This window comes from Mesorhizobium sp. B2-3-10 (assembly GCF_006442275.1).
Lineage (GTDB): Bacteria > Pseudomonadota > Alphaproteobacteria > Rhizobiales > Rhizobiaceae > Mesorhizobium > Mesorhizobium australicum.
Map to the genome: position 1 here is coordinate 144,360 of NZ_VFVT01000003.1, position 25,807 is coordinate 170,166.

Consider the following 25,807-nt stretch of genomic DNA (forward strand, 5'->3'; position numbering starts at 1 on the left):
GATGCTTCTCATCCGCTGCCCCTATTGCGAGGAAGAGCGCCCGGAACTCGAATTCCGCAACGCCGGCGAGGCGCACATCGCACGCTCGGCCAACATATCAGGCGAGAGCGACGACGACTTCGAGAAGTTCTTCTTCATCCGCTCCAATCCAAAGGGCATTATCTATGAGCGCTGGCGCCACATGCATGGCTGCGCGCGCTTCTTCAACGCGGTGCGTGACACCGTCACTGACAAGTTCGTCATGACCTACAAGGCCGGCGAACCGAAACCCTCCAAGCTGCCCGGAGTAGCGAAATGAGCGGCGCGTTGCGCATTCCCGGCGCCGGACGCCTCAGCCAGGCCAAGACCGCGCGGTTCAGCTTCGACGGCCAGTCCTACGCGGGCATCGAGGGGGACACTCTGGCCTCGGCGCTGCTCGCCAATGGCGTGCATCTGGTCGGCCGATCGTTCAAGTACCACCGCCCGCGCGGCATCCTGTCGGCCGGCGCGGAGGAGCCGAACGCGCTGGTGCAGATCGTGCGCGACGACGCGCGCAAGACGCCGAACGTGCGCGCCACCGTGCAGGAGCTCTATGACGGGCTCGCCGCCAATTCGCAGAACCGCTGGCCGTCGCTGTCCTTCGATGTCAGCGCGGTCAACGACCTGGCCTCGCCGCTGTTCTCGGCCGGCTTCTACTACAAGACCTTCATGTGGCCGAAGGCGGCCTGGAAGAGCCTTTACGAACCCAAGATCCGCGAAGCCGCCGGCCTCGGTGTTTCGCCCGACAAACCCGATCCCGACCATTATTCCTCGCGCTACGCCCATTGCGACGTGCTGGTGCTGGGTGGCGGCGCGGCCGGCATCGCGGCGGCACTTGCCGCGGCGGAGACCGGCGTGCGCGTCATCCTGGCCGACGAGCAAGCCGAGTTCGGCGGCAGCCTGCGCTTCGAATCTGGTGCGAAGATCGACGGCCAGGACGGCTTTGCCTGGGCACAAGCGGCGATCGCCAGACTGAGCGCGATGGACAATGTCCGGGTGCTGCCGCGCACCACGGCGTTCGGCTATTACGCGCAGAATTTCGTCGGTCTGGTCGAGCGCGTCAGCGATCACCTGAAGGTCCCCGGCCACGATCTGCCGCGCGAACGGCTCTGGCAGGTCCGCGCCAAGCGCGTGGTGCTGGCCTCCGGCGCCATCGAGCGTCACATGGTGTTTGCCAACAATGACAGGCCCGGCATCATGCTGGCGGGTGCGGCGCGCACCTTCCTCAACCATTATGGTGTCGCGGTTGGCCGGAATGTCGGCGTCTACACCGCCAACGATTCGGCTTACGGCGCCGCGATCGACCTGAAGAAGGCCGGCATCAACGTGGCGGCGATCGTCGATTTGCGTGACAACCCGACCGGCCCGGTGATCGATGAGGCCAGGGCCCTCGGCATCGAGATCAATTTCGGCCGTGCAGTGATCCGCGCCGGTGGCAAGCTGCGCGTGTCGTCGATGACGGTGCAGCCGAAGAATGGCGGCGGCGAACGCACTATTCCCGTCGATGCGATCCTGATGTCCGCCGGCTGGACGCCGTCGGTGCATCTGTTCTCGCAATCGCGCGGCAAGGTTGCCTTCAACGACGAGACCAAGCGCTTCGTGCCTGGCACCTACGCGCAGGACTGCGTGTCGGTCGGTGCCTGCAACGGCACCGACGGCCTGACGGCGACCGTGGACGAGGCCTATGCGGCGGGCGCCAAGGCGGCGAAAGAAACAGGCGGCAAGGCGTCCAAGGGCATCAAGCCGAAGGTCGAAGCCTCGGAAAGCTGGTCGCGCGGCATGCTGGGTGCTGGCCCCGGCGCCGGGCCGGACACGACGGTGAAAGCCTTCGTCGATTTCCAGAACGACGTGACCGCCAAGGACATCCGCCAGGCGGTGCATGAAGGCATGCGCTCGATCGAGCATGTCAAGCGCTTCACCACCAACGGCATGGCGACCGACCAGGGCAAGACCTCTAACATGCACGGACTGGCGATTGCCGCCGAAACGCTGGGCAAGCCGATCCCGGACGTCGGCCTGACCACGTTCCGCGCGCCCTACACGCCTGTCACCTTCGGCGCGATCGTCAGCCACGCGCGTGGGCCGCTGTTCGACCCGACACGCAGAACCGCGATCCATCCCTGGGCCGAGGCGCAAGGCGCGGTATTCGAGGATGTCGGCCAGTGGAAGCGCGCCTGGTACTTCCCCAAGGCAGGCGAGGACATGCATGCGGCGGTCGACCGCGAATGCGTCGCCGTCCGCAACCAGGCCGGCCTGTTCGATGCGTCGACGCTGGGCAAGATCGAAGTGGTCGGCCCGGACGCGGCGAAGTTCATGGAACTGCTCTACACCAATCCGTGGGAGAAGCTGGAGCCCGGCCGCTGCCGCTATGGCATCATGCTGCGCGAGGACGGCTTCATCTATGATGACGGCGTCGTCGGCAGGCTGGCGCCGGACCGCTTCCATGTAACGACGACGACGGGCGGCGCGCCGCGCGTCATGAACCACATGGAGGATTACCTCCAGACCGAGTTCCCGCATCTTAATGTCTGGCTGACCTCGATCACCGAGCAGTGGGCGGTCATTGCCGTCCAGGGGCCGAAGTCGCGCGAGATCATTGCGCCGCTGGTCGAAGGCATCGACATGTCCGACGAGGCGCTGCCGCACATGTCGGTGCGCGAGGGCAAGATCTGCGGCGTGCCGACGAGGCTGTTCCGCATGTCGTTCACCGGCGAGCGCGGTTTCGAGGTCAATGTGCCGGCCGACCATGGCCAGGCGGTCTGGGAAGCGTTGTGGGCCGAGGGCCAGAAGCATGGCGCCACCGCTTACGGCACCGAGGCGATGCACGTGCTGCGCGCCGAGAAGGGCTACATCATCGTAGGCCAGGATACGGACGGTACGGTGACGCCAAACGATGCCGGCCTGGACTGGGCGGTCGGCAAGAAGAAGGCCGATTTCGTCGGCATTCGCGGCCTGACGCGGCCTGATCTCGTCGCCAAGGGGCGCAAGCAACTGGTCGGCCTGAAGACCAAGGATCCAAAGGTGGTGCTGGAAGAAGGCGCGCAGATCGTCGAGGATCCCAAGCAGGCGATCCCGATGAAGATGCTCGGCCATGTCACGTCGAGCTATTGGTCGCAAAATTGCGGCCGTTCCATCGCGCTGGCGCTGGTCGCCGGCGGGCGTGACCGGATGGGCGACACGCTCTATGTGCCGATGCCGGACGGGGTGATCGAAGTGGAGGTTACCGGCATGGTGTTCTTCGACGAGACGGGAGGGCGCCTCAATGGCTAAGGCTGCTGCAAAGACGGCCACGATGGCTTCTTCATCAGCAGAGCGGCGTCCGGCATTGGCCGGGCGCACTGTCTCCGCAACGAGTGTCAAGGTCGAGGTGCTGCCGCCGGCCGAGCGTATCTCGCTGCGCGCGCCGGAGGCTTCAGTCGCCGCTTTGTCGAAGGCGCTCGGCCTGACCTTGCCGAAGAAGCCGAAAACCTCGGCGTCGAAGGGCGGGCGTACGGCGCTGTGGCTTGGCCCGGACGAGTGGCTTGTCATCGACGAGGCCGGCAAGGACCCACTCGCCGATTGCGCAGGAGTTTCCGCCTTGCATTCGTCGGTCGGTATCTCGCATCGCAACATCGCGATTTTAGTCGCCGGTCCGGCGGCGGAAGCCGCGATCAATTCGGGCTGCCCGCAGGACCTGTCGCTCGACGCCTTCCCGGTGGGCGCCGCTTCGCGCACCATTCTCGGCAAGGCCGAGATCGTGCTGCTGCGCACGGCCGACGAGGCCTTCCGGGTCGAGTGCTGGCGTTCCTTCTCGGACTATGTCTTTACTTTCCTGTCCGAGGGAGCCCGCGACGCCGCCGGCTGACCCCGGAACGTTTGCCGCCCGCGTCCGTTGAGCGGCGACAGTCGAGGGAGAGATGCCGATGCCGTCGAAGTCCGCGCCGAAATCGCCGAAAACCGCGGCGGTCCGTTCGCTCGAACATGAGCGGCATTACGAGGCCAACGCCGAAGAGGAACTTGAGGAAGGCCTCGAGGACACGTTCCCGGCCAGCGATCCCGTGTCGATTACCGGGTCGTCCATTCCTGGAGCACCGGCGAAACCCGGCAAGGCCAAGACCGTCCCCGGCCGCAAGACCCGCAAACCCTGATTTCAGAATTTTTGGCTGACGGCCTCTTCCCAAGACCTCCGTGGATGCGATATTCAAAGCGCTTTGGAGAGGAAAAATGCCTGTTAGAGCCGTTGTCTGGGGTGAAAACGTCCATGAACAGACCAATGCCGCCGTGCGCGACCTCTATCCGCTGGGTATGCATGGCACCATTGCCGCCGCACTCAACCAGGACAAGGGCGTCGAAGCGACCACCGCCACCTTGCAGGAACCCGAGCATGGCCTGAGCGAGACGCGCCTAGCCGCCACCGACGTGCTTTTATGGTGGGGCCATGCCGCCCACGGCGAGGTCAAGGACGAGATCGTCGAGCGCGTGCAGAAGCGGGTCTGGGAAGGCATGGGGTTGATCGTGCTCCATTCCGGCCACTACTCAAAGATCTTCAAGCGGCTGATGGGCACGCCCTGTTCGCTGAAATGGCGTGAGGCGGGCGAGCGCGAGCGTGTCTGGGCGATCAACCGCGGCCACCCAATCGCGCAAGGCATCGGCGAATGCCTGGAGATCGGCGAGACGGAAATGTATGGCGAGCCGTTCGCGGTGCCGGAGCCGCTGGAGACGGTATTTGTCTCCTGGTACCAAGGCGGCGAGGTGTTCCGATCGGGGCTGACCTATCAGCGCGGGGCGGGAAAAATCTTCTACTTCTCGCCGGGCCATGAGACCTATCCGATCTATCACAATGAAGGCGTTCAGCAGGTGCTACGCAACGCCGTGCATTGGGCGCACAACCCGGCCCCGGCCTGGTCCGGCATCACCAATGCGCCGAACGTGCCGACGGACAAGGCCAAGGAGAAGATCGTCCAGAAAGGCCTGCGCCTGCATGCGGACGGTGACAAGGGACTGAGCTGATGCACCGCCTGCTCTTGCTCGGCACCGGTTGGATCGCGGCGCATCATATCGAGGAGTTCGGTCAGGTCCCGGGCTGCGCCATCGTCGCTTGCGTGGACCACCTGCCGGGCCGCGCGGCGGCGTTCGCAGCCGCCAACAAAATAGGCACTTTCTTTGAAAGCCTCGATGCGGCGATCGCTTGGGGTGAGTTCGATGCCGCCATCAACGCCACGCCCGACCAGGTTCACAAGGCGACGACGCTGGCCCTGCTGGCCGCCGGGAAACATGTGTTCTGCGAAAAGCCGCTGGCGCCGAACCACGCCGATGCGCTTGCGATGAGCGATGCCGCCGAGGCGGCCGGGCTCGTCAACATGGTCAACCTGACCTATCGCAACACTCCGGTGATCCAGGAGGCGCGGCGCATGGTGCGGGCCGGCGAGATCGGCGAGTTGCGCCATGTCGAGGCGAGCTACCGGCAAAGCTGGCTGGTCAGCAAGTTCTGGGGCGATTGGCGGGTCGACGACAAATGGCTGTGGCGCCTGTCGGGCCGGCACGGTTCGACAGGTGTTTTGGGCGATGTCGGCATCCATATCCTCGACTTCGCGACCTATGGGGCGGCCGAGGATATCGTCAGCCTGCATGCCGATCTGGTGACGTTTCCGAAAGCGGAGGGCGACCGCATCGGCGACTATGTGCTCGACGTCAATGACAGCTTGGCGATAACGGCGCGGCTCGGTTCAGGCGCGCTGGCCACGATCATGGCCAGCCGCTACACGACAGGCCATGGCAATGATTTGTCGCTGGCCCTGCACGGTACCAAGGGCGCGATCAAGGTCGAGACCGACGGCAAGGTTTCGAAACTGTCCGCTTGCCTGGGTGACGACGTCGATCAGCACCGTTGGCGGACGCTGACGCCACCTGGCGTCAAGCACAACGCCCAGCGCTTTGTCGATGCGCTGGACACGGGACAGAACGGCGATCCGTCGTTCCGGCGGGCCGCCGACATGCAAAGGCTGATCGACGCCGCCTTCGAAAGTTCAGCGACCAAACTGCCGGTCTCGATCGGCTGAAATCACCATCCGGCCGGCTGAGCCGGCCAGAACCTACTTTCGAAAAATCTCAGTAGGCGCTCGGCATGATCCACGGGTTCACCGTGATGCCGAGCCGGGGACCCTTCCCGTCGGTCGTGGCTTCCGTGGAGGCCTTCTTGTCGACTGAGCCGGTCGAAGCGCAATCGAGCTTCATATTGGTCTTGGTGTCGACGCAGGTCGCGGCGGGAACGTGCTTGACCGCGTGGCTGGCGTTGGCGGCAAAGGCCGAGCCCGAAAGTGCCAGCACGGCGGCGAGGGTGAGGAGTGTCTTTTTCATGGCCTGTCTCCGGTTTCGGCGGGTGAATTTTTTTCGTACATGTACGTTATTCCGTACAAATACGTCCGTCGATCGCGAAGTTCAAGAGAAATCGTACGCGTACGGTAGTTTTTTGTTAACCAAGAAAGTCGCCCCGGAAGGCTTGGAGGGGCGGTGCGGAATCTGGGAGAACAAAGGATATAGCGCTCAGCAGTTGACCGGTGTCTCGGTCAATGGCGGCACATCTTGCGTGCTGAGCGTGGCAAGGGTGAAGTCGCACATTCGCTTCACGAAAGCCTGCGGGTCGCCGAACGGGTAGAAGGGGAAGGTGATCAAAAGCGAGATCGTGCCATGGCCGACGGCCCACAGTATGGTGGCGATGGCGCGTGGATCGCCATGCAATTTGCCGGCGGCGACACAGGCCTCGACCCTGCTGATCAGCGCCTTCATTGCGGGGTTGCTTTCCTCCATGTCCTCGTAGCTCCTGCCTTCCGGCAGCTTGGTCTTTTCGGTCATGAAGACGGTGCGGTATTCGTTGGGGTTGCCGAGCCCGAAGGCGGCATATTCGGTCATGACCGCCTGCAAGGCCTCGATCGGATCGTCGGACGGGTGCTCCTCGATGCGTCGGGCGAGCGTTTCGAACGCGTCCTCGGCCAGGGCGAACAGGATGTCCTGCTTGTCGGCGAAGTAGGAATAGACCGACATCGGCGCATAGCCGACCCGCTTGGCCAGCTTGCGGATGGTCAAGCCTTCATAGCCTTCTTCCTGGACGAGCTTGTGCGCGGCCGCGACAAGCTCCGAGCGCAGTTCGGCCTTTTGTTTCTCGCGGCGTTTCTGGACGCTCAGCGGCAAGTCCGTTGCCCTTGTCTGGTTGGTGCCTGGCTAAATTATATACGCTGTACGGAAACGGACAAGGGTGCCGCGGGTTCCCACGCGGCAGGCGTCAGATCGCGCCGACACCGCCATCGATGGCCAGCGCATGGCCGGTCATGAAGGAATTGGCCGGGTCGGCGGCAAACAGGATGGCCGTGGTGATCTCGTCGACTTCCGCCACGCGCTTCATCGGTATGCCACGGGTCAGCTCGGCCAACGCCTCTGCCTCCGGAATGCCGGAGACGCTCACGAAACCGTCTATCATGCCCGTTCTGGTGTGGGCGGGGCAGATGGCATTGATGCGCAGACCCTTGCTGGCATATTCGACCGCCGCCGACCGGGTCAGGCCGATCACGCCATGCTTGGCGGCTGCATAGACCGAAAGCTTCGGCGCGCCCGAAAGGCCGGCGGCCGAGGCAATGTTGACGATGGCGCCGCCCTTGCCGGTCGCCTTGAACTGCCGCTCCATTTGCGGGATCTGGTGCTTCATGGCGTAGAAGACGCCGAGCAGGTCGATCTCGAGCACCCGGCGGGCTTCGTCCGATGGAACCTGCGGCAGGCGCACGAAACTCTGAACGATGCCGGCATTGTTGACGGCGACATCCAGGCGGCCAAATTTTTCCAACGCCAGCGCCACCAGTGCTTCCGACAGTGCCTCCTCGGCAATGTTGCCTGCCAGCATCGCGGTCCCGGTATCGAGCGTCTCGGCGAAACTCATCAGGGCCGTTTCATCCAGGTCCGAGAGAACCAGCCGGGCGCCTTCGGCGGCAAAGCCCTTGGCGGCGCCACGGCCGAGGCCGCCGGCCGCGCCCGTGATCAGCACCGTGGTTCCATCAAAGCGGCCCATTGCTTAGTCTTCCTTGTCGATCAGCTCGGCGGCGAGGTGCGACAGCAGCTTCACCGCCTCGCCATAGGTCCTGGCTTTTTCCGGATTGGAAGCATTGCCGTCCAGCGCCCGCTTGTAGACACCTTGGCAGATTGCCGCCAGGCGGAAGAAGGAGAAGGCGAGGAAGAACGTCCAGTTGCCGATGCCGGCGAGGCCGCGCCGCCGGCAATAGGCAGCGACATAGTCTTCTTCCAAGGGCAGGCCGAGGGCCGGGCGATCGATGCCGCCAAGGCCGCGAAAGCCGGAGGCATGCGGCAGGCGCCATTGCATGCATTGATAGGCGATGTCGGCGAAGGGGTGGCCCGATGTCGACAATTCCCAATCGAGCACCGCCAGTACCCTCGGCTGGTCCGGCGCAAAGATCAGATTGTCCAGCCGATAGTCGCCATGCACCAGCGATATCAGGCCGTCATCGACCGGCAGGTGGGTTTCCAGCCAGGCGATCAGCCGGTCCATGTCGGCAATGATACCGGTTTCGGAAGCACGGTACTGGCCGGTCCAGCGTGCCAGCTGCCGCTCGAAGTAATTGCCGGGGCGTCCGAAATCGCCAAGACCCACGGCCTCGACATCGACATCGTGCAGGGCGGCGAGCGTGGCGTTCATGGCGTCGTAGATCGCGGCGCGTTCCTCGTTGCCGTGCGTCTCCGGCAGTGCCGGATCCCAGAAGATGCGGCCGTCGAGGAAATCCATGACGTAAAACATGCGGCCGATGGGCGAATCCTCGGTCGACAGGTGCAGCATTTCGGGCACTGGTACGGCGGTGCCGGAAAGCGCCTTCATCACACGGAATTCGCGGTCTACCTGGTGAGCCGATTTCAGGAGTTGGCCTGGCGGCTTGGCGCGCAGCACGTAACGGCCGCTTGCCGCCGTCAGGAGATAGGTCGGGTTGGATTGGCCGGATTTGAATTTTTCGATGGCCGCGAGTCCGGAAAAACCCGGGATATGCGCGTCGAGGTAAGGCGCGAGCGTCGCCTGGTCGAGCGCGTTGGCGTCGTTCATGCTGTCTCGGGCTGGCGTTCAAGCAAGGTCAGCGTCAGCCAACGGGCGGTGAGCGCCGGTTTTTTGGAGCCTTCGATCTCGATGGTCACGTCGTGCGCCGTCTGCACCCAGCCCGACGGCCTGACCTTGACGTCGGCCAGCACGAAACGGGTGCGGATGCGCGCGCCGGTCTTCACCGGGGCGAGAAAGCGCAGCGAATCGAAACCGTGATTGACGCCCATCTTGCCGTTTTCCAGCGGCGGCATGGTCTCGAACGTCATCGCCGACAGCAGCGACAGCGACAGGAAACCATGCGCGATGGTGCCGCCGAACGGCGTTTCGCGCTTGGCCCGCTCCGGATCGCAGTGGATGAACTGGTGGTCGTCGGTGGCGTCGGCGAACTGGTCGATCATGCGTTGCGTGACCACCCGCCAGGGCGAAACGCCGACCTCCTTGCCGACACTGGCCAGAAGCACATCGAGACTGATTGGTTCCACGCTCATGTCCTCCAGTTCACCTCCGGCTTCTGCGGCCGGAAAATGTCATTCCTTGAACAAGGTCAACCCATGCTGCACCGACTGCCCGCCGTCGATCGGAAGGATGGCGCCGGTGACATAGCTGCCTGCACGGCTGCACAAATAGAGCGTTGCGCCGGCAATGTCATCCGGTGTGCCGATGCGGCCGATCGGGACATGGCCGCCGACATGCCTGGCCTGCTCGTCCGTGCCGGTGGCAAATGCGGTCATACGGCTCTGGAAGGGACCGGGGGCAAAGGCGTTGACGGTGATGCGGCGGCCGGCGAATTCGAGCGCCAGCGTGCGTGTCAGGTGATGAACGGCCGCCTTGGAGGCGGTGTAGGAATAGGCGTCGTCGGCCAGCGGCTGCGTTCCCATCACCGAGCCCAGATTGATCACGCGGGCAGGATCTTCGTCGCTGGCGGCGGCATCGAGCAGCGGCAGCAATTCGCGCGTCAGATGGAAAACCGCGGTGACATTGACGCCGAACACCTTGGCCCATGCCGAATAAGGGAAGCTCTCCAGCGGCGCGCCCCAGGACACGCCGGCATTGTTGATGAGGATATCGAGTTTGCCGGTGCGCGCCTTGACCTCGCCGACCAAGGCAGCAATGCCGGCTTCGCTGGAGACGTCGCCGGCAAAGCCTTCCGCTTGGCCCGGAGCGCCAAGCCCGTTCAATTCACTGGCCACCTTGACGCAGTCCTCGCCCTTGCGCGAGGCGATCATCACGCTGGCGCCGGCATTGACCAGCGCGGTCGCCGCCATGCGGCCGATGCCGGTCGCGGCTCCCGTCACCAGCGCGGTCTTGCCGGTCACCGAAAACAGCTCGTCCAGATAGCTCATCACAATCCTCCGCACGGCCTGCGGGCAAACAGTTCGCGTTGACAAGGCTATCCGAAGTACGGTCATCCTTGCCACTGACAAAATGCCCGGCCTGCATGAAGGGTTAGCGACCGATGACGGAGATGAATCTCGGCATGACCGAACGGTTGAAGCCGATCCACGCCCGCGTCGCGGCCATGGTGCGCGACGAGATCATGCCGCTCGACAAGGAATTCCTGAGCGAGGTCGGCAAGGCCGGCGACCGTTGGGTCTACAGCAAGCGCCAGAGGGAGATCCTTGAAGGTTTGAAGAAGACCGCACGGGAGCGCGGCCTATGGAACTTCTGGCTGACCGGCTCGGAACGCGGCTACGGCCTGTCCACCGTCGAATACGCCTATTTGGCCGAGGAGATGGGCAAGGCGCATCTGGGCGCCGAAACCTTCAACTGCTCGGCACCCGACACCGGCAACATGGAGGTTCTGGAACGCTACGGCTCGGCCGAGCACAAGCGGGAATGGCTCGAGCCGCTGCTGGACGGAAAGATCCGCTCGGCCTATCTCATGACGGAGCCGGACGTCGCCTCCTCCGACGCCACCAACATTTCCATGCGCTGCGAGCGGCAGGGCGGCGACTATCTGCTCAACGGCGAGAAATGGTGGGCGTCGGGTGCCGGTGACCCGCGCTGCGCCATTTACATCGTCATGGTGCGGACCGCCGGCGATGAAGAGCCACAGCACCGCCGCCATTCGATGATCCTGGTTCCCTCGGGCGCGAAGGGCGTGACCAAGGTCCGGGCGATGCAGGTCTATGGCGACGATGACGCGCCGCATGGCCACATGCATCTTCGCTTCGACAATGTGCGGATATCGACGTCGAACCTGATCCTCGGCGAGGGCAGGGGCTTCGAAATCGCGCAAGGCCGGCTCGGCCCCGGCCGCATCCATCACTGCATGCGCGCCATCGGCCAGGCCGAGATGGCGCTGGAGATGCTGTGCCAGCGTTCCCTACGCCGCGAGGCCTTCGGCCAGAAGCTGGCGAAACTCGGCGCCAATCTCGACATCATTGCCGAATGTCGCATGGAGATCGAGATGGCCCGGCTGCTCTGCCTCAAGGCGGCATGGATGATCGATCAGGGCGACTCGCGGGCCGCGGCCCCCTGGATCAGCCAGATCAAGGTCATCGCGCCGCGCGTGGCGCTCAAGGTCACCGACGAGGCGGTGCAGATGTTCGGCGCGCAAGGCATCAGCCAGGATACGCCTCTCGCACGCTCGTGGACGCATCTCAGGACGCTGCGCCTCGCCGACGGGCCCGATGCAGTGCATCGGCGGCAGGTGGCACGCATGGAGCTGAAGAAATACACGCATGAAAAGACCTGAGCGCTGCCCGGCAGCGTTGCCGCTGACAAACAAGGAATACCGTCAATGACGATCCCCTCCGAAATGAAGGCGCTGCTCTTGGTCGGTGACGGCTATACGAGCACGCCGAGCGGCAGTGCGCTCGAGGCGATGGAGCCGTATCTCGAGCCGGGCAGCATCCCTGTGCCTGCTCCCGGACCTGGCCAAGTGCTGATCAAGGTCAGCCTCGCTTCGATCAATCCATCGGATGTCGCCTTCATCAAGGGCCAGTACGGCCAGCCGCGCGTTATGGGCCGTCCGGCCGGCTTCGAGGGTGTCGGCACGGTCGTCGCGGGCAGCGAGGAGCCCTATCCCAAGAGCCTTGTCGGCAAGCGCGTCGCTTTCGCCACCGGTCTGAGCAATTGGGGCTCGTGGGCTGAATATGCCGTCGCCGAGGCGGCGGCCTGCATTCCGCTTCTCGATACGGTTCGAGACGAGGATGGCGCTGCGATGATCGTCAATCCGCTGACCGCGATCGCCATGTTCGACATCGTCAAGCAGGAAGGCGAAAAGGCCTTCGTCATGACCGCCGGTGCAAGCCAGCTCTGCAAGCTGATCATCGGGCTGGCGAGGGAGGAAGGGTTTCGGCCTGTTGTCACGGTGCGCCGTGACGAGCAGATCGCGTTGCTGAAACAACTTGGCGCGGCGCATGTCCTCAACGAGAAGGTGCCTGATTTCGAGGCCACGCTGCGCGAGGTGATGAATGCCGAACAGCCGCGCATCTTCCTCGATGCCGTCACCGGGCCGCTGGCGTCAGCCATCTTCAACGCGATGCCAAAAAGGGCGCGCTGGATCATCTACGGCCGGCTTGATCCCGAGGCAACGATCATCCGCGAGCCTGGCCAGCTGATCTTCCAGCACAAGCACATCGAAGGCTTCTGGCTGAGCGAGTGGATGCGGCAATCCAGGGATCGGCGAGGTCCGGCGGTCCTCGAGGCACAGAAGCGTTTTTCCGACGGACGCTGGTCGACCGACGTGACGGCGGTCATTCCGCTGGCCGAGGCAATGGCGCGAATGCCGGCGGAACTGGCCAAGCCCAACGGCAAGGTGTTCATCCGGCCCTGATGCCGTCTTATGCGGCGCCGGAAGGGCGATCGCAGGCTTTCTGGACGCTTTTTCCAGTTCGGTCGACCATCCTTGATAATCCCCGAAATTGATCGCCGCGTCTTTCGGCCCCTATGCCTCGTCGCTTTGTCCGTGATATGTCGCCGCCATCGAATGCCGGGACGGCGCCAAGGCTGAGGCGTCTTCCCCAATGGCGTGCGGGGTGAATTGATGACGATTTCCAAGCCGGTTTTCGATCGTTTGGGGCTGGGCATGTGGATCGGGGCATTCCTGATCGTTCTCGGCCTGGTGCTATGGTCGCCCGGCACGCGCACGGTGACGCAGGCCTATGGATATGGCAGCGAAGCGTTCCTGACCGGGCGGCCGCTGTACAATCTTCAATCCGAGATGGGGTACCTGTATGCGCCAGCCTTCGCCGCGCTCTACCTGCCGGTGCTGAAGCTCGGACCCTATCTGGGCGGCGTGGTGTGGCATGTGGTGGGCTTCGCAGCGCTCACCTTCGCGGCGATGCGGCAAGTGCGCAAAATCGGCGGTGAGGAATTGCCATGGCTGCTTTCCTTCGGCCTCTTCCTTGCCCTGCCGATGGCGCTGGGTGCGATCCGCAACGGCCAGGCGACGATCCTTTTGACCGCGGCCTGCTGGCTCCTGACCCTGTCGGCGCTCGAAGGGCGGCGCGCCGAAACCTTCTTCTGGGCTTCGGTCGCCATCATCGCCAAACCGACCGCGATCATCATGCTTTTGCTGGTGGGAGCCCTGCGCCTGCGGCTGATACCCGTGCTCGTGCTGGCAGTGCTGTTGGTACTGGCCATACCGTACGCGTTCGCGCCTGCCGGCTACCTCAACCAGCAGTACGGCGATTTCGCCCGCATGTTGACCTCCATGGCCGTCGACAAGTCCGGCCACTTTGTCCCTACCGACTTCACGGCGCCTTTCACCTCGGCCGGGCTGCCCATGCCTGAGTTCGCCGCCACGATCGTGCGCATCGTCGGGGCATTGCTTACGCTGTCGACCGTCCTCTGGTTCGACCGCAAGCTCCAGCCTGGAATAGCCGCACTGGCGATCTTCCTGGCGGCTGCCTTCTACATGTGCGTCTTCAATCCGCGTGTCGAGCCAAATACCTATGCCATGATCGCCGTGCCCGCCGGCCTGGCTATCGCCACACTGTGGCGGGAGGAGCGTGGCGGCGTCCTGGCCTCGGTGCTGTCGACGGTATTGTTCCTCACAGGTTTGACCAGCGTCGAGCGCCACATGCATGATTTCTTCTACCCTTGGTTCCGGCCGATCGCGGTCACCTTCATCGCCTGTTCGCTGATCTGGTGGTTCTGGGCCAAGGCGCGCGAAAAGATCGTGAGCGTCGGACCCGTTGCACATGGCTGATCCGCGTCAAAAACTCGACATCGTGGCGCCCTTCTTCAACGAGGCGCAATCGGCGCCGGCCTTTGCCGCCCTGCTCGACAGGCTCGAGGAAGCGGTATCAAGCCGTTTCGGCATGGCCGTCCACAAGATCCTGGTCGACGACGGCAGCCTCGACGATGGCGCCAGGCGATTTTCGCAAGCCCTGTCGGGATCGTGGGAGATCGTTCGCCTCAGCCGCAATTTTGGCAAGGAGGTCGCGGTGCTCGCCGGCCTCGACCAGTCGCGGGGCGACATGGTGCTGATCATGGATTCGGATCTGCAGCATTCCATGGATATCAGCTTGAAGATGATCGCCGAGCTGGTGGAAAGCCCCGATATCGACGTCGTATACGCGCAGAACGACCGCCGCGAGGCGAGCTGGCGGCGCAGCCAGCTGGCGCGACTTTTCTACAGCCTGATCAACAGCAGCCAGCGTTTCGACATTCCGGAGAACGCCGGTGATTTCCGTGTCATGCGCGGTCCCGTGGTGCGCGCGCTGACCAGCCTGCGCGACAAGCGGCGCTTCAACAAGGGCCTGTTCGCATGGGCCGGTTTCCGTCAGAGAGCCATACCCTATTCGCCGGAAAACCGCGCCATCGGCACGTCGAAATGGAGCCGGCTCAACCTGATCGCCTTTTCGCTGGAAGGGTTTACATCGTTTTCCGTAATTCCGCTGCGCATCATCAGCTTGAGCGGGATGCTGGCGGCGCTGGCGGGCGTCGTTTACGGCGCCAAAGTGTTCTTCGAGGTGATGTTCTACGGCGTTGCCGTGCCTGGTTACCCCAGCTTGATGGTCGCCGTCGTGCTGCTCGGCGGTCTCAACCTCACCTTGCTCGGCCTGATCGGCGAATATGTCTGGGTCACGCTGTCGGAGAGCAAGGACCGGCCGGTCTATCTGGTGCGCGATGTGGTGCTCAGCGAGACCGCTCACGACAAGCCGCCGGGCGCGTCCCGCGGATGACGCGGCGCATTCGCCTGATCGCCGATGACTACGGGCTGGCACCAGGGGTTTGCGCCGGCATTCTCGACCTGCTCGACCGCGGACGCCTGACCGGCACCAGCTGCATGACCGGTTTTCCGGAATGGGCCGAGGCGGCGGCGCGCATAAAGCCGCTGCGCGGCCGCGCGGCGATCGGGCTGCACCTGACCCTTACGGACCAGCCAGCGGTCACTGGCAAATCGAGCCTGGCGCCCGAGGGCCGGTTGCCGCCGCTTCGTTCGCTGGCCCTGCCGATCCTGCGCGGGCGGATCGACGAGCGCGACGTCCATGCCGAACTCGACGCGCAATATAGCCGTTTCGTCGAGGCGCTGGGCCGCAAGCCCGACTTCATCGACGGTCATCAGCACGTGCATTTCCTGCCTGTCGTGCGCGGCTGGCTGCGGACACGTTTTCCCGACACTGCCGGCAGGCCGGTGCTGCGCGGCGCTCCGGCGCTGAGCGATGCCGCCGCCGCACCGAAAATCGCGGCAATCGCTGCCGTGGCCGCCGGCTTCAACCAATCGATGCAGCGCGCCGGCTTTGCCGTTTTGAAGCCGCTCGCCGGCATCTATGACTGGCGGCAACCCGAAAAGTTCGCCCCCCTGCTGGAGGCTGCCGTCGAGGCGCTGTCGGACCGTGGGCTGTTCATGTGCCACCCCGGCCATGTCGACCAAACGCTCTGCGCGCGTGACCCGATGCAAGGCGTGCGCGAAGTGGAATTCGGCGTTCTGGCTTCGGATGCGTTCGGCGCGAGCCTGGCCCGAGCCGGTGTCGAGATATTGGACGGCAGGGAATGAATGGCGTTCAGCCACGGCGTTCGACCGGCAGTAAGATCGTCCGTTTTGCGCTGGTCGGACTGGCAAATACGGCCATCGACCTTGCCGGTTTTTTCCTGCTGCTCAAGCTGCACGCCCCGCCGCTGTCCGCCAATGTCATCTCGTGGTCGATTGCCGTCGTCTTCTCTTTCGTGGCGAATGGCTTCTGGTCGTTCGAACGCAATCACGCCATTCGGCTGCATGATGCCTTCCTGCGCTTCGTCTCGGCTGGGGCGTTAATTTCGCTCGGCGTGTCCAGCCTGTCGATCGCACTCTTCGCCGGCATCGGCGGTGTGTGGCCGGCAAAGATCGGCGGGGTCATCGTGGCGGCCGTGCTGAACTTCCTTGCCGCGCGTTGGTCGATCGAGGGCCGGCTGCTGAAATAGGTATCTCTATTCCGCCGGTTCCACATTGGTGTAGGCGGCTTCCTCGAGTTCGCGCTTCAGCCGTGCTTCCTCATGGGTCTTCGGCGTGACGAAGCGGCCAAGCAGGAGATAGGCGACCGGGGTCAGGAACAGCGTCGAGATGGTGGCCAGGCCAAGGCCGCCGACAATGACCCAGCCGAGCGCTACGCGTGCCTCGGCGCCCGCACCGGCGGCCAGCACGAGCGGCACACCGCCAAGTATGGTGCAGATCATCGTCATCATCACCGGCCGCAGGCGGATGGTGGAAGCCTGCTCGATCGCTTCGCGCACGCCCAGGCCCCGATCTCGCAGCTGGTTGGCGAATTCGACGATCAGGATGCCGTTCTTGGCCATGACGCCGACCAGCAGCACTAGGCCGATCTGGCTGTAGGCGTTGAGGCTGGTGCCTGAAAGCAGCAGCGCGAAAATGGCGCAGGCAAGGCCGAGCGGCACCGTCGCCATGATGATGACGGCGCTGACGAAACTCTCGAACTGGGCGGCCAGCACCAGGAGGATGATGACCAGGGCGAAGCCGAAGATGGTGACCATGGCGCTGTTGGTTTCACCCAAAGTCGCAGCCTCGGCCAGGGGCAGGATGCGGCTTCCAGGCGGCAGGAGCGGCGTGGCGATCTGCTCGGCGCGTGTCAGCGCATCGCCAAGCGCGAAATTGCCTGAGAGGTTGGAGGTGATCGCCACCGATGGCTGCTGCTGTTCGCGCGACAGCGACGGCGGCACGGCGCGCTCGGTCAGCGTGGCGATGGTCGACATCGGCACGAAGCGGCCGTCCGCCGTCTTGAGAAAGACATTTTCCAGGTCGGTCGGGTCGTTGATCGGATTGGTGGTCGAGACCAGCTTTACGCCGTAGCTGCGGTCGGCGATGTAGACATCGACGACGTCGTTGCCGTCGAGCATGGCTTGCATGGTGTTGGCGAGCCCCGTGATGTCGATGCCGAGATCGGAGGCGCGCTCACGGTCGATGGCCACGGCCAGTTGCGGCTGCGTCGGGTCGATCGACAGGCGCGGCGTCTGAAAGCGCTCATCCTTCTGCATCTCGGCGATGATCTTGACCGCTGCATCGCCAAGCGCCTTGCGGTCGTTGCCGACCAGAGCGAATTGCAGGCCGTTGCCGGCGCCGCGGATGCCGAGACTGTTGGGTTGGACCGGGAAGATCCGCACGCTGGGCACCTGCCTGGCCAACTGACTGATCTCGGCCATGATCTCCTGCTGGCTGCGGCTGCGCTCGTCCCACGGCGCCAGCGTCATCACCATGAAGCCAGAATTGTAGGAGCCGTTCTGGCCGGCGTTTTCGAAAGTCGAGCGGATCTCGCCGGAATCGCGGATCGGCTGGATCAGCCGCTCGATCTTCTGCATCTGCTGCGTCGTGTAGTCGAGGCTGACGCCTTGCGGGGCGTTGATGCGCAACAGCACGGCGGCGCGGTCCTCGGTCGGCGTCAGTTCCTGGCGGATGGTGCCGAATAGCGCAAAGGCGACGCCGGCAAACAGCACCGCGACCAGAACCACGATCCAGGGCGCATCGAGGCAAGCGTGCAGCGCGCGCTTGTAGCCGGCATTCAAGACGCCGCCGATGCGAGCGCCGACGCCTTGGCCGCCTTCGTGGTGAAGCGGCGCGCTGGTCAGCATGCGCGAAGCAAGCATCGGGCAAAGCGTCAGCGCGACCACGCAGGACAGAAGCACCGACATCGCAAGCACGAAGCCGAATTCGCGGAACAGGCCGCCGGTCTGGCCGGGCAGGAACGAGATCGGCACGAAGACGGCGACAAGCGTCAGTGTCGTGGCGACGACGGCGAAGAACACTTCCTGCGCGCCGAGCACGGCCGCCGCACGCGGCCCCATGCCTTCGTTGCGGCGTCGCACGATGTTTTCCAAGACGACGATGGCGTCGTCGACGACAAGGCCCGTCGCCAGCACCAAAGCGAGCAGCGTCAGGATGTTGACGGAGAAGCCGGCCAGATAGATGGCGGCGATGGTGCCGATCATGGCGACCGGCATCGACAGGCCGGGGATGAGCGTGGCGCGCCAGTCGAGCAGGAAGATGTAGATGACGATCAGCACCATGGTAACCGACAGCCCAAGCGCGATCTCGACCTCGTGCACCGCACCCTTGACGAAGACAGCGTCGTCGCTGGTGATCTTGATCGACATGCCCTTGGGCAGATTCTCCTGCAGCTTGGCGACGGCGGCCTGGACACCCGTCGAAATGTCCAGCGTGTTCGATTCCGCCTGGCGGATAATGCCGAGGCCGATTCCGGTCTTGCCGTCCGAACGCAGCGTCGTCTGGCCAACATCGGGGCCGAGCGTGACGGCCGCGACATCGCGGATGCGCGTCGTGCCGCCGATGATGATGTTTTCGAATTCCGCGGGCGTCGTCACGTCGGCCGTGGTGCGGACGATCAGGTCTTGGTTGGTCGTTGTGATCGATCCGGCCGGGGAATCGAAGGCGACGGAGGCAAGCGCCGCCCGGAGGTCGGCGACCGTGAAGCCGAGGCTGGCGAGCTTGTTTTGGTCGACATCGATGCGAAAGATCTTGTCGCGGTCGCCATAAACCTGAACGTCGGCGACGCCGGGCACGGCGGCCAGTTCGTCCTCGATCTGGTCCTGGACCACCACCGTCATGTCCTGGATCGACATGGTGTCCGAAGTCACCGCCAGCCGCATCACCGCGTCGGAATTGGCATCGGCCTTGACGATGCGCGGCGGATCGGCGGTATCGGGCATCTGGTTGGCGACCCGGCCGACGGCATCACGCACATCCGAGGCGGCGACGTTGAGGTCGACACCGTCGTTGAATTCGATGGTGACGCGGCTCGAGCCGAAGGAGGAGGAAGACGAGATCGATTTGACGCCGGAGACGCGAGCGACGGCGCCCTCGATCGTGTCGGTCAGTTCGCGGTCGACGGTTTCGGCGGCCGCGCCTTCGAAGGTCGTGGAGACCGTGACGAGGGCGCGGTCGACGTCGGGCAATTCGCGGATTTCGACACCGTAGAAGGCAGCGAGGCCGGCAACGGCAATAAGAGTGTTCAGCACGAACGCCATGACCGGCCTGCGGATGAACAGTGCGGTGAAGCCGGTATCGCTGGCGGCGTTGACGGAGCCGGTCATGAGCCTTCCGCGGCGTTGGCGGCGCGCTGCTCCTGGCCCGCGATGCGAACCTCGCCGCCTTCGCTGACACTTTGGGTGCCTTCGGTGACCACCATGTCGCCGCTGTCGATCTCCGCGTCGATCAATACGGTCTCGGTGTTGCGCTGGATGATGCGCACCGGCACGCGCCTGGCCTTGCCGTCCTCGACCTGCCAGACATAGGCGCCGTCCGAACCCCAGAGGATCGCCAGCGGGCTGACGGCCGGATAGGTCTCGCCGGGGAATTTCATGGTGATGGAGAACGACATGCCGGCGCGCAGCGAATCGGCCGGATTGGCGATGGTGGCCTTGACCAGAAGTGTGCGGCTCTTTTCGTCGATATGATTGTCGATCGCCGAAACCGTGCCGGTGTATGCGTTGCTCGGATTGGCGATCGGCGTCGCCGTCAATTGCGCGCCGACCTTGACGGCGGCGGCGAAGCGCTCGGGTACCTGGAAATCGACCAGGATAGAGGACCGGTCGTCAAGCGTGGCGATCGCCGACTGGTTGGTGACGTAATTGCCGGCCGAGATCGGCAGGATGCCGACCGTGCCGGTGATCGGCGCCAGGATCGAGCGGCGCTGCAGTGCAAGCTCGGCATCCTGAAGCGCCAGCTTGGCGCCGGCCAGAACCACTTCGGCATCGGCGACCGCGACCGGTGTCGCCGCGTTGGAGGCACGCAGCGACTTGACGCGGTCGAGCTTGGACTGAGCATCCTGCAAGGCAAGCTTGGCGCGGTCCTGTGCGATGATCTCCGTCTCGGAATCGAGCGTTGCGATGATCTGTCCCTTGTCGACATGAGCGCCGGATTCGACCAGCAACTCGGCAAGACGGCCGGAACTGTAGGGATTGACGGTCACCGAGGCGTTGGCACGGCCGGTGCCGATCGCCTGCAGGCGGTCGTTTATGGTGGCCGTACCGGCAGGCAAGGCGACGACGTTGACCTGCCGGACTCCATTGCGATTGCCAGCCTGTTTCGCGCCGTCCGCACCGCTTCTGGCGGGAGGCGTTGCCGCGTACGCCCAATCCATCCCCCAGCGCGCCAGCACTTCCGGCGCGCCTGGATAGAAGCGTGCCCAGGCGGCCGCGGCGGCGACCACGATCACAAGCGCAACGACAATTTGCTTCCAGGTCCGCATCGACACTCCGGTTTCAGAAATCGTCGGCCATTCCCGAAGGAACGGCACAGTGACGATGCGGGCGGGCGGCAAAAATCCGGCCACGCCACACCCCGATATCAGCGGTTTATGGCAATTATCACGCAATCGCGCACATTAAATCTCGGTAACGTGAAACCGAGACGGCCGCGAAGCCGATGCAATGATCCGGAGGATTCTGCCTATCGCAGGCCTTCCATCTCGCGGATGCGCCGGGCGCCGTCGGCCTCGAGTTGCCTGGTGACGGCGCCGATCAGCGTTTCGGCGACGACGAAAAGTGCCGCTGAGGAATCCCATGCGGAAGGCACGGCGGTTCGTCCGGCGATGACATGGCGAGCAAAGCGGGCGATCGGCGACAGCCACTGGTCGGTGAACAGTACGATCTGAACGCCGCGCTGATGCGCCTTCTCGGCGAAGCGGACGAGGCTGTCCTGGTAGCGCCTGATGTCGAAGATCACCAGCACGTCGCGCTTGCCCATGTCGATCAGCCGGTCACGCCACATGCTCTCCTGGCCGGCGAGGTGAAAGACATCGGGCTGGATGACGGCGAGATGGGCGGCCATGTAGCGCGCCAGGGGGTCGGTAAAGCGGCCGCCGATCAGGAATGTCTTGCCACGCCGCTCGGCCAGCCTGGTGGCAATGTCGGCAAGCTGCTTGTCGGACAGGTGCCTGAAGGTCTCGCGCATATTGTCGAGCGTTGCTTCCAGCATGGGCGACACCGTGCCGCCAATAGGCGAGGGCGGGTTGAGCGTTCGTATCGCCGGCGATTGCAATTGCGCCGCCAGTTCATCCTGCAGGCTCGACTGGAACTCGGGGTAATTCTGGAAGCCCAGCCGGGCGACGAAACGCAGGATCGTCGGCGAGGAAACGCCGGCCGCGGATGAGAATTCGGCGACTGTCTTGAGGCCGATCATCGGATAGCTCGCGATCAGCGTCTGCGCTGCGCGCCGTTCGCCGGCGGGCATCGCGCCGATACGGTCGGCAATCAATTCGGCAATGTTGGAAATCATCTTTTCCCCACCCTTGGCCCGCCGATCGTCTTTTCCCCAGATCGCATTTGACAAAGCCAAACAAACTGTATGAAATCATCCACCGGGACGCAATGAAACAAAATACGTAACATACGATACAGCGCTCCCAGGGGACGGCAGGACTATGGAGACAGCGCGGCCCGCCAGCCTTGCATCGTCTGCTACCGTGGGGGTGACGAACCCCGGCGGATCGAGCCCCTTCGTGCTGACCTGCGATCACGCTTCCAATTTCCTGCCGGCTGAATTCGGCACGCTCGGCCTCGCCGCCGACGACCTGTCGCGTCACATCGCTTGGGATCCCGGCGCACTGCCGGTTGCGCTGCGGATGGCGCAGGCGCTTGATGCGACGCTGGTCGAAACCCGCATTTCGCGTCTCGTCATCGACTGCAACCGGCCGCTCGACGCGCCGGACCTGGTGCCGCCGGTCAGCGAAACCACTGCCATACCGGGCAATACCGGCCTGTCGGAAAAACAGCGCGCGGCGCGGGTCGCCCTGTCATGGCAACCGTTCCATGGCGCCATCGAGCGCATCGTCGAGGACCGGTTGGCGCGCGGCCAGGAGACCCGCCTGGTTTCCGTTCATTCCTTCACGCCGGTCTACAAGGGCCGCAATCGGCCCTGGCATATCGGCATCATCCATGACGAAGATCGCCGGCTGGCGTCGCCGCTGATATCGGCGCTGCAACGGCTCTCAGGCATCACCGTCGGCATCAACGAACCCTATTCGCCGGCCGACCGCGTCTATTTCACGCTGGAACGGCATGCGCGCTCGCGCGGGCTACCCTGCGCGATGATCGAAATCCGCAACGATGAAATCTCCGGCGAAACCGGGCAGCGGAAATGGGCGGATATGCTCACGGGCATTTTTTCGGATCTGGAGCCAGAGGAGGCCAAGGGCTCTCGACGAAGCGCAGTCGGAAAGTCAGTTCAATCGGCCAGCTAAGAACCAACAGGGGAACTCTGACATGACAACACCTGATCACTCTGACAAGTCGGAGGACACAAAAATCCTCCACAGTATGGGCTACGCCCAGGAACTAGCGCGCCGCATGAGCGGCTTCTCCAACTTCGCCATTTCCTTCTCGATCATCTGCATTCTGGCGGGCGGCATTACGTCTTTCCCGCTGGCCATGGCCACCGGCAGCGGTTTCGAGGCGACCATCGGCTGGGTCATCGGCGGCGTCTTTGCGCTCGTGGTCGCGGCTTCTCTCGGCCAGATTGGATCGGCCTATCCGACAGCCGGCGGCCTCTATCACTGGTCCTCGATCCTGGGCGGACGCGGCTGGGGCTGGGCCACGGCCTGGATCAACTTGCTCGGCCTGATCTTCGTCGTCGCTTCGGTGAATGTCGGCGTCTACCTGCTGTTTCAGGGGCTCGTTGCTGGCCCGATCTTCGGCTGGGACACATCGGCCTGGGGCTTCTGGCAACAGACGGCGGCAGTCGTCTTGATTACAGTTACCCAAGGTCTGTTCAATCATCTCGGCATCAAGACGACGACGATGTTGACCGATTTTTCCGGCTACCTCATCCTCGTTGTCGCGGTCGTGCTGACGCTGACCTTCCTGATCTGGGGCGCGCATGGCTTCGACCTCGCGCGGCTGACGACTTTCGTCAACACGACCGGCGATCTCGGTGGTGGCTATGTTCCGACGGCCCGCACCGCACTCGTGGCCTTCCTGATTGGCCTTCTCTACCCGCTTTACACGATCACCGGCTTTGACGCCTCCGCGCATACCGCCGAGGAAACGCACAATGCCCGCGTCGCTGTGCCCAGAGGCATGATCCACGCGGTCCTCTGGTCTCTCGTCTTCGGTTTCGTCATGGCGGTCTCCTTTGTCCTTGCCAGCCCCGATCTCGTGGCGACCGCCAAGGACGGCGGCAATGCCTGGTTCAACCTGTTCAACAATCTGCCGGCGCCAACCTGGCTCAAGGCTCTGCTCGGCATCGCCATCGTGCTGTCGAACTATCTGTGCGCGCTAGCAGGGCTCACTTCGACCTCGCGCATGATCTTTGCCTTTTCGCGTGACGGAGGTCTGCCGGGGTCTTCTTTATGGAAGCAGGTTTCGCCGACCTGGCGCACGCCCGTCCCAGCCATCTGGCTCGGCGTCGTTCTGTCGATCGCCGCCACGCTCTATTCGCCGGCTTTCGCGGCGCTGGCAGCCGGCTGCGCACTCTTCCTCTACGTCTCCTACGCCATGCCGATCGCGGCCGGACTTCTTGCGGAAGGAAAGAGCTGGACCGAGTTCGGGCCATTCCGGCTCGGCATCTGGTCAAAGCCGTTCGCCGTCATCACCGTGCTTGGTGTTCTGGTGTTGATGTATGCCGGCATCCAACCGCCCTTCGACATCTTGATCAACTATGCGATCGGATTGATCGTTCTGCTTGTCGTTTTGTGGTTTGCCGTCGAGAACCGCCGCTTCCAGGGGCCGCCCATCGGCGAGACGGCAATCGCCAAGCGCAGGGCGATCATCGCAGCGGCCGAAAAGGCCGTCGGCGAATCCGCCTAAACAACCAATCAAGCCGTGGCGGGTTCGCTCGCCACGGTTTTTTGTTCTCGTTCAATATGACAAGCCCGAAACGCCAAGCACTGGAGTGCCAAAGGAATGGCCGGAAGTTTCTCGTTCGATCAGTTGAAGAAAGCGGTCTCCAGCGGCGAGATCGACACGGTGCTGGCATGCATTGTCGACATGCAGGGCCGGTTGGCGGGAAAGCGGTTCCTGGCGCAATACTTCGTCGATTCCGCGCATGACGAGACGCATGGCTGCAACTACCTGCTGGCGGCCGACATCGATATGGAGCCGGTGCCGGGCTACAAGGCGGCAAGCTGGTCGAAGGGCTATGGCGACTTCGTCATGAAGCCGGACCTGGCGACGCTGCGGCGCATTCCCTGGCTGGAAAAGACGGCGCTCGTCATTTGCGACGTGCTCGGCCACCACACGCATGACGATCTGCCGCATTCGCCGCGCGCCATCCTGAAGAAGCAGGTCAAGCGGCTGAGCGAGCGCGGCTATATCGGCTATTTCGCTTCCGAGCTCGAATTCTATCTGTTTAACGAAACCTACGATTCCGCCCGCAAGAAGCATTGGCAGGGGCTCGATACAGCCTCGCCCTATATTGGCGACTACCAGATCGGCATCACCACCAAGGAAGAAGGCGTCATGCGCCGGCTTCGCAACGAGATGGAAGCCGCCGGCATTCCGATCGAGAATTCCAAGGGCGAGTGGGGTCCGGGCCAGGAAGAGATCAATGTGCGCTACGCCGAGGCGCTCGACATGGCCGACCGCCACGTCATCCTGAAGAACGGCGCCAAGGAGATTGCCGAGTCCGAAGGCAAGGCGATTTCCTTCATGTCCAAGTATAATTACGGTCTCGCCGGCAATTCGAGCCACATCCACAATTCGCTGTGGAGCGCGGACGGCAAGACGCCGCTGTTCTTCGACAGACAAGCCGACTGGACCTTGTCGACGCTCGGCCAGCAATGGGCGGCCGGGCAGTTGAAATACGCCAGGGAATTCACCTGGTTCCTGGCGCCCTACATCAATTCCTACAAGCGCTTCCAGGCCGGCACTTTCGCGCCGACCAAGATCATGTGGAGCGAAGACAACCGCACCGCCGGCTTCCGCCTGTGCGGCGAGGGCACCAAGGGCATCCGCATGGAATGCCGCATCGGCGGCGCCGACCTCAATCCCTATCTCGCCTTCGCGGCGCTGATCGCGGCCGGCCTCGCCGGTATCGACGAGAAGCTGGAATTGCAGAAGCCTTTCGTCGGCGACGCCTATCAGGCTTCTCGTTTGCCGGAAATTCCAAAGACGCTGCGCGACGCGACCGAGACGCTGGCGAAATCGAAGATGCTGAAACAGGCGCTCGGCGAGGATGTGCTCGAGCACTATGTCCACACAGCGAAGTGGGAGCAGTTCGAATACGATCGGCGTATCACGGATTGGGAACTGCACAGAGGGTTCGAGCGATATTAAAGCTTTACGCAGCTTTATTGTTGACAATGTAGTTAATGTAGCTCATAT

The 25,807-nt window shown here is 63.7% G+C and carries 24 protein-coding genes; 15 read left to right on the forward strand and 9 right to left on the reverse strand.

Annotated features, from left to right (window positions below; all coding sequences use genetic code 11):
- The first annotated feature begins 1 nt into the window (after nt 1).
- From FJ943_RS10400 to FJ943_RS10425, 6 genes are all read left to right on the forward strand, one after another.
- The gene (locus tag FJ943_RS10400) at nt 2-298 is read left to right on the forward strand and encodes a sarcosine oxidase subunit delta (protein WP_015315781.1); all 297 of its coding nucleotides are present in this window, start codon (nt 2-4) and stop codon (nt 296-298) included.
- A complete protein-coding gene (locus FJ943_RS10405; RefSeq protein WP_140721257.1) occupies nt 295-3,288 on the forward strand; it encodes a sarcosine oxidase subunit alpha in 2,994 nt (997 codons plus the stop codon). Before FJ943_RS10400 ends, FJ943_RS10405 begins: the two co-directional genes overlap by 4 nt.
- The gene (locus FJ943_RS10410; protein WP_015315783.1) at nt 3,281-3,862 is read left to right on the forward strand and encodes a sarcosine oxidase subunit gamma; all 582 of its coding nucleotides are present in this window, start codon (nt 3,281-3,283) and stop codon (nt 3,860-3,862) included. The genes FJ943_RS10405 and FJ943_RS10410 overlap by 8 nt, the downstream gene beginning before the upstream one ends.
- Nucleotides 3,863-3,920: 58 nt before the next feature.
- Nucleotides 3,921-4,145 carry a hypothetical protein gene (locus FJ943_RS10415; RefSeq protein ID WP_140721260.1) on the forward strand — a complete coding sequence of 75 codons (225 nt, stop codon included), beginning with the start codon at nt 3,921-3,923 and terminating at the stop codon, nt 4,143-4,145.
- Nucleotides 4,146-4,221: 76 nt separating this feature from the next.
- Entirely contained in the window at nt 4,222-5,007 is a 786-nt protein-coding gene (locus tag FJ943_RS10420) for a ThuA domain-containing protein (protein WP_140721263.1), read from the forward strand.
- Complete coding sequence (locus FJ943_RS10425) at nt 5,007-6,056, forward strand: Gfo/Idh/MocA family oxidoreductase (protein WP_140721266.1); 1,050 nt, start codon at nt 5,007-5,009, stop codon at nt 6,054-6,056. Before FJ943_RS10420 ends, FJ943_RS10425 begins: the two co-directional genes overlap by 1 nt.
- A gap of 49 nt (nt 6,057-6,105) precedes the next feature.
- Here FJ943_RS10425 and FJ943_RS10430 read toward each other — a convergent pair whose 3' ends face one another.
- The 6 genes from FJ943_RS10430 to FJ943_RS10455 all read right to left on the reverse strand — a co-directional run bounded on the left by FJ943_RS10430 (nt 6,106) and on the right by FJ943_RS10455 (nt 10,428).
- The gene (locus FJ943_RS10430; RefSeq protein WP_140721269.1) at nt 6,106-6,354 is read right to left on the reverse strand and encodes a DUF680 domain-containing protein; all 249 of its coding nucleotides are present in this window, start codon (nt 6,352-6,354) and stop codon (nt 6,106-6,108) included.
- Between the two features lie 186 nt (nt 6,355-6,540).
- Nucleotides 6,541-7,185, reverse strand: coding sequence for a TetR/AcrR family transcriptional regulator (locus FJ943_RS10435; protein WP_015315788.1), 645 nt, complete (start codon nt 7,183-7,185; stop codon nt 6,541-6,543).
- A gap of 91 nt (nt 7,186-7,276) precedes the next feature.
- On the reverse strand, nt 7,277-8,053 hold the full coding sequence (locus FJ943_RS10440; protein ID WP_140618768.1) for an SDR family oxidoreductase: 777 nt from the start codon (nt 8,051-8,053) through the stop codon (nt 7,277-7,279).
- A 3-nt stretch (nt 8,054-8,056) separates the two neighbouring features.
- Nucleotides 8,057-9,091, reverse strand: a complete 1,035-nt coding sequence (locus FJ943_RS10445; RefSeq protein ID WP_140721272.1) for a phosphotransferase — start codon at nt 9,089-9,091, stop codon at nt 8,057-8,059.
- On the reverse strand, nt 9,088-9,573 hold the full coding sequence (locus FJ943_RS10450; RefSeq protein WP_023770549.1) for a MaoC family dehydratase: 486 nt from the start codon (nt 9,571-9,573) through the stop codon (nt 9,088-9,090). Before FJ943_RS10450 ends, FJ943_RS10445 begins: the two co-directional genes overlap by 4 nt.
- Nucleotides 9,574-9,612: 39 nt before the next feature.
- Nucleotides 9,613-10,428: an SDR family oxidoreductase gene (locus FJ943_RS10455; protein ID WP_140721275.1), complete on the reverse strand. Its 816-nt coding sequence runs from the start codon at nt 10,426-10,428 to the stop codon at nt 9,613-9,615.
- Between the two features lie 113 nt (nt 10,429-10,541).
- Between FJ943_RS10455 and FJ943_RS10460 the strand changes: the two genes are divergently transcribed.
- From FJ943_RS10460 to FJ943_RS10485, 6 genes are all read left to right on the forward strand, one after another.
- Nucleotides 10,542-11,783, forward strand: a complete 1,242-nt coding sequence (locus tag FJ943_RS10460; protein ID WP_140721278.1) for an acyl-CoA dehydrogenase family protein — start codon at nt 10,542-10,544, stop codon at nt 11,781-11,783.
- A gap of 45 nt (nt 11,784-11,828) precedes the next feature.
- The gene (locus FJ943_RS10465) at nt 11,829-12,866 is read left to right on the forward strand and encodes a zinc-binding dehydrogenase (RefSeq protein ID WP_140721281.1); all 1,038 of its coding nucleotides are present in this window, start codon (nt 11,829-11,831) and stop codon (nt 12,864-12,866) included.
- Nucleotides 12,867-13,076: 210 nt separating this feature from the next.
- Nucleotides 13,077-14,243: a glycosyltransferase family 87 protein gene (locus FJ943_RS10470; RefSeq protein WP_015315795.1), complete on the forward strand. Its 1,167-nt coding sequence runs from the start codon at nt 13,077-13,079 to the stop codon at nt 14,241-14,243.
- Nucleotides 14,236-15,222: a glycosyltransferase family 2 protein gene (locus tag FJ943_RS10475; protein ID WP_140721283.1), complete on the forward strand. Its 987-nt coding sequence runs from the start codon at nt 14,236-14,238 to the stop codon at nt 15,220-15,222. The genes FJ943_RS10470 and FJ943_RS10475 overlap by 8 nt, the downstream gene beginning before the upstream one ends.
- A complete protein-coding gene (locus tag FJ943_RS10480; protein WP_140721285.1) occupies nt 15,219-16,037 on the forward strand; it encodes a ChbG/HpnK family deacetylase in 819 nt (272 codons plus the stop codon). The genes FJ943_RS10475 and FJ943_RS10480 overlap by 4 nt, the downstream gene beginning before the upstream one ends.
- Nucleotides 16,034-16,441 (forward strand): GtrA family protein, encoded by a 408-nt coding sequence (locus FJ943_RS10485; protein WP_140661756.1) that lies wholly within the window; start codon nt 16,034-16,036, stop codon nt 16,439-16,441. The genes FJ943_RS10480 and FJ943_RS10485 overlap by 4 nt, the downstream gene beginning before the upstream one ends.
- A gap of 6 nt (nt 16,442-16,447) precedes the next feature.
- Here FJ943_RS10485 and FJ943_RS10490 read toward each other — a convergent pair whose 3' ends face one another.
- From FJ943_RS10490 to FJ943_RS10500, 3 genes are all read right to left on the reverse strand, one after another.
- Nucleotides 16,448-19,579: an efflux RND transporter permease subunit gene (locus tag FJ943_RS10490; RefSeq protein ID WP_140721288.1), complete on the reverse strand. Its 3,132-nt coding sequence runs from the start codon at nt 19,577-19,579 to the stop codon at nt 16,448-16,450.
- Nucleotides 19,576-20,736, reverse strand: coding sequence for an efflux RND transporter periplasmic adaptor subunit (locus tag FJ943_RS10495; protein ID WP_140721291.1), 1,161 nt, complete (start codon nt 20,734-20,736; stop codon nt 19,576-19,578). Before FJ943_RS10495 ends, FJ943_RS10490 begins: the two co-directional genes overlap by 4 nt.
- Before the next feature lie 200 nt (nt 20,737-20,936).
- Nucleotides 20,937-21,764, reverse strand: a complete 828-nt coding sequence (locus FJ943_RS10500; protein ID WP_140661758.1) for a MurR/RpiR family transcriptional regulator — start codon at nt 21,762-21,764, stop codon at nt 20,937-20,939.
- A 145-nt stretch (nt 21,765-21,909) separates the two neighbouring features.
- Here FJ943_RS10500 and FJ943_RS10505 point away from each other — a divergent pair, with 145 nt between their 5' ends.
- From FJ943_RS10505 to FJ943_RS10515, 3 genes are all read left to right on the forward strand, one after another.
- Nucleotides 21,910-22,728 (forward strand): N-formylglutamate amidohydrolase, encoded by an 819-nt coding sequence (locus tag FJ943_RS10505; RefSeq protein ID WP_140721294.1) that lies wholly within the window; start codon nt 21,910-21,912, stop codon nt 22,726-22,728.
- Between the two features lie 22 nt (nt 22,729-22,750).
- The gene (locus FJ943_RS10510) at nt 22,751-24,292 is read left to right on the forward strand and encodes an amino acid permease (RefSeq protein WP_015315803.1); all 1,542 of its coding nucleotides are present in this window, start codon (nt 22,751-22,753) and stop codon (nt 24,290-24,292) included.
- A gap of 96 nt (nt 24,293-24,388) precedes the next feature.
- Complete coding sequence (locus FJ943_RS10515; RefSeq protein WP_140721297.1) at nt 24,389-25,759, forward strand: glutamine synthetase family protein; 1,371 nt, start codon at nt 24,389-24,391, stop codon at nt 25,757-25,759.
- The last annotated feature ends 48 nt before the right edge of the window (nt 25,760-25,807 follow it).

Bases quoted from the DNA above. Each gene is read 5' to 3' on its own strand.
- FJ943_RS10400 (WP_015315781.1), top strand. From the start codon at position 2: ATGCTTCTCATCCGCTGCCCCTATTGCGAGGAAGAGCGCCCGGAACTC.
- FJ943_RS10405 (WP_140721257.1), top strand. From the start codon at position 295: ATGAGCGGCGCGTTGCGCATTCCCGGCGCCGGACGCCTCAGCCAGGCC.
- FJ943_RS10410 (WP_015315783.1), top strand. From the start codon at position 3,281: ATGGCTAAGGCTGCTGCAAAGACGGCCACGATGGCTTCTTCATCAGCA.
- FJ943_RS10415 (WP_140721260.1), top strand. From the start codon at position 3,921: ATGCCGTCGAAGTCCGCGCCGAAATCGCCGAAAACCGCGGCGGTCCGT.
- FJ943_RS10420 (WP_140721263.1), top strand. From the start codon at position 4,222: ATGCCTGTTAGAGCCGTTGTCTGGGGTGAAAACGTCCATGAACAGACC.
- FJ943_RS10425 (WP_140721266.1), top strand. From the start codon at position 5,007: ATGCACCGCCTGCTCTTGCTCGGCACCGGTTGGATCGCGGCGCATCAT.
- FJ943_RS10430 (WP_140721269.1), bottom strand. From the start codon at position 6,354: ATGAAAAAGACACTCCTCACCCTCGCCGCCGTGCTGGCACTTTCGGGC.
- FJ943_RS10440 (WP_140618768.1), bottom strand. From the start codon at position 8,053: ATGGGCCGCTTTGATGGAACCACGGTGCTGATCACGGGCGCGGCCGGC.
- FJ943_RS10445 (WP_140721272.1), bottom strand. From the start codon at position 9,091: ATGAACGACGCCAACGCGCTCGACCAGGCGACGCTCGCGCCTTACCTC.
- FJ943_RS10450 (WP_023770549.1), bottom strand. From the start codon at position 9,573: ATGAGCGTGGAACCAATCAGTCTCGATGTGCTTCTGGCCAGTGTCGGC.
- FJ943_RS10455 (WP_140721275.1), bottom strand. From the start codon at position 10,428: ATGAGCTATCTGGACGAGCTGTTTTCGGTGACCGGCAAGACCGCGCTG.
- FJ943_RS10460 (WP_140721278.1), top strand. From the start codon at position 10,542: ATGACGGAGATGAATCTCGGCATGACCGAACGGTTGAAGCCGATCCAC.
- FJ943_RS10465 (WP_140721281.1), top strand. From the start codon at position 11,829: ATGACGATCCCCTCCGAAATGAAGGCGCTGCTCTTGGTCGGTGACGGC.
- FJ943_RS10470 (WP_015315795.1), top strand. From the start codon at position 13,077: ATGACGATTTCCAAGCCGGTTTTCGATCGTTTGGGGCTGGGCATGTGG.
- FJ943_RS10475 (WP_140721283.1), top strand. From the start codon at position 14,236: ATGGCTGATCCGCGTCAAAAACTCGACATCGTGGCGCCCTTCTTCAAC.
- FJ943_RS10480 (WP_140721285.1), top strand. From the start codon at position 15,219: ATGACGCGGCGCATTCGCCTGATCGCCGATGACTACGGGCTGGCACCA.
- FJ943_RS10485 (WP_140661756.1), top strand. From the start codon at position 16,034: ATGAATGGCGTTCAGCCACGGCGTTCGACCGGCAGTAAGATCGTCCGT.
- FJ943_RS10490 (WP_140721288.1), bottom strand. From the start codon at position 19,579: ATGACCGGCTCCGTCAACGCCGCCAGCGATACCGGCTTCACCGCACTG.
- FJ943_RS10495 (WP_140721291.1), bottom strand. From the start codon at position 20,736: ATGCGGACCTGGAAGCAAATTGTCGTTGCGCTTGTGATCGTGGTCGCC.
- FJ943_RS10500 (WP_140661758.1), bottom strand. From the start codon at position 21,764: ATGATTTCCAACATTGCCGAATTGATTGCCGACCGTATCGGCGCGATG.
- FJ943_RS10505 (WP_140721294.1), top strand. From the start codon at position 21,910: ATGGAGACAGCGCGGCCCGCCAGCCTTGCATCGTCTGCTACCGTGGGG.
- FJ943_RS10510 (WP_015315803.1), top strand. From the start codon at position 22,751: ATGACAACACCTGATCACTCTGACAAGTCGGAGGACACAAAAATCCTC.
- FJ943_RS10515 (WP_140721297.1), top strand. From the start codon at position 24,389: ATGGCCGGAAGTTTCTCGTTCGATCAGTTGAAGAAAGCGGTCTCCAGC.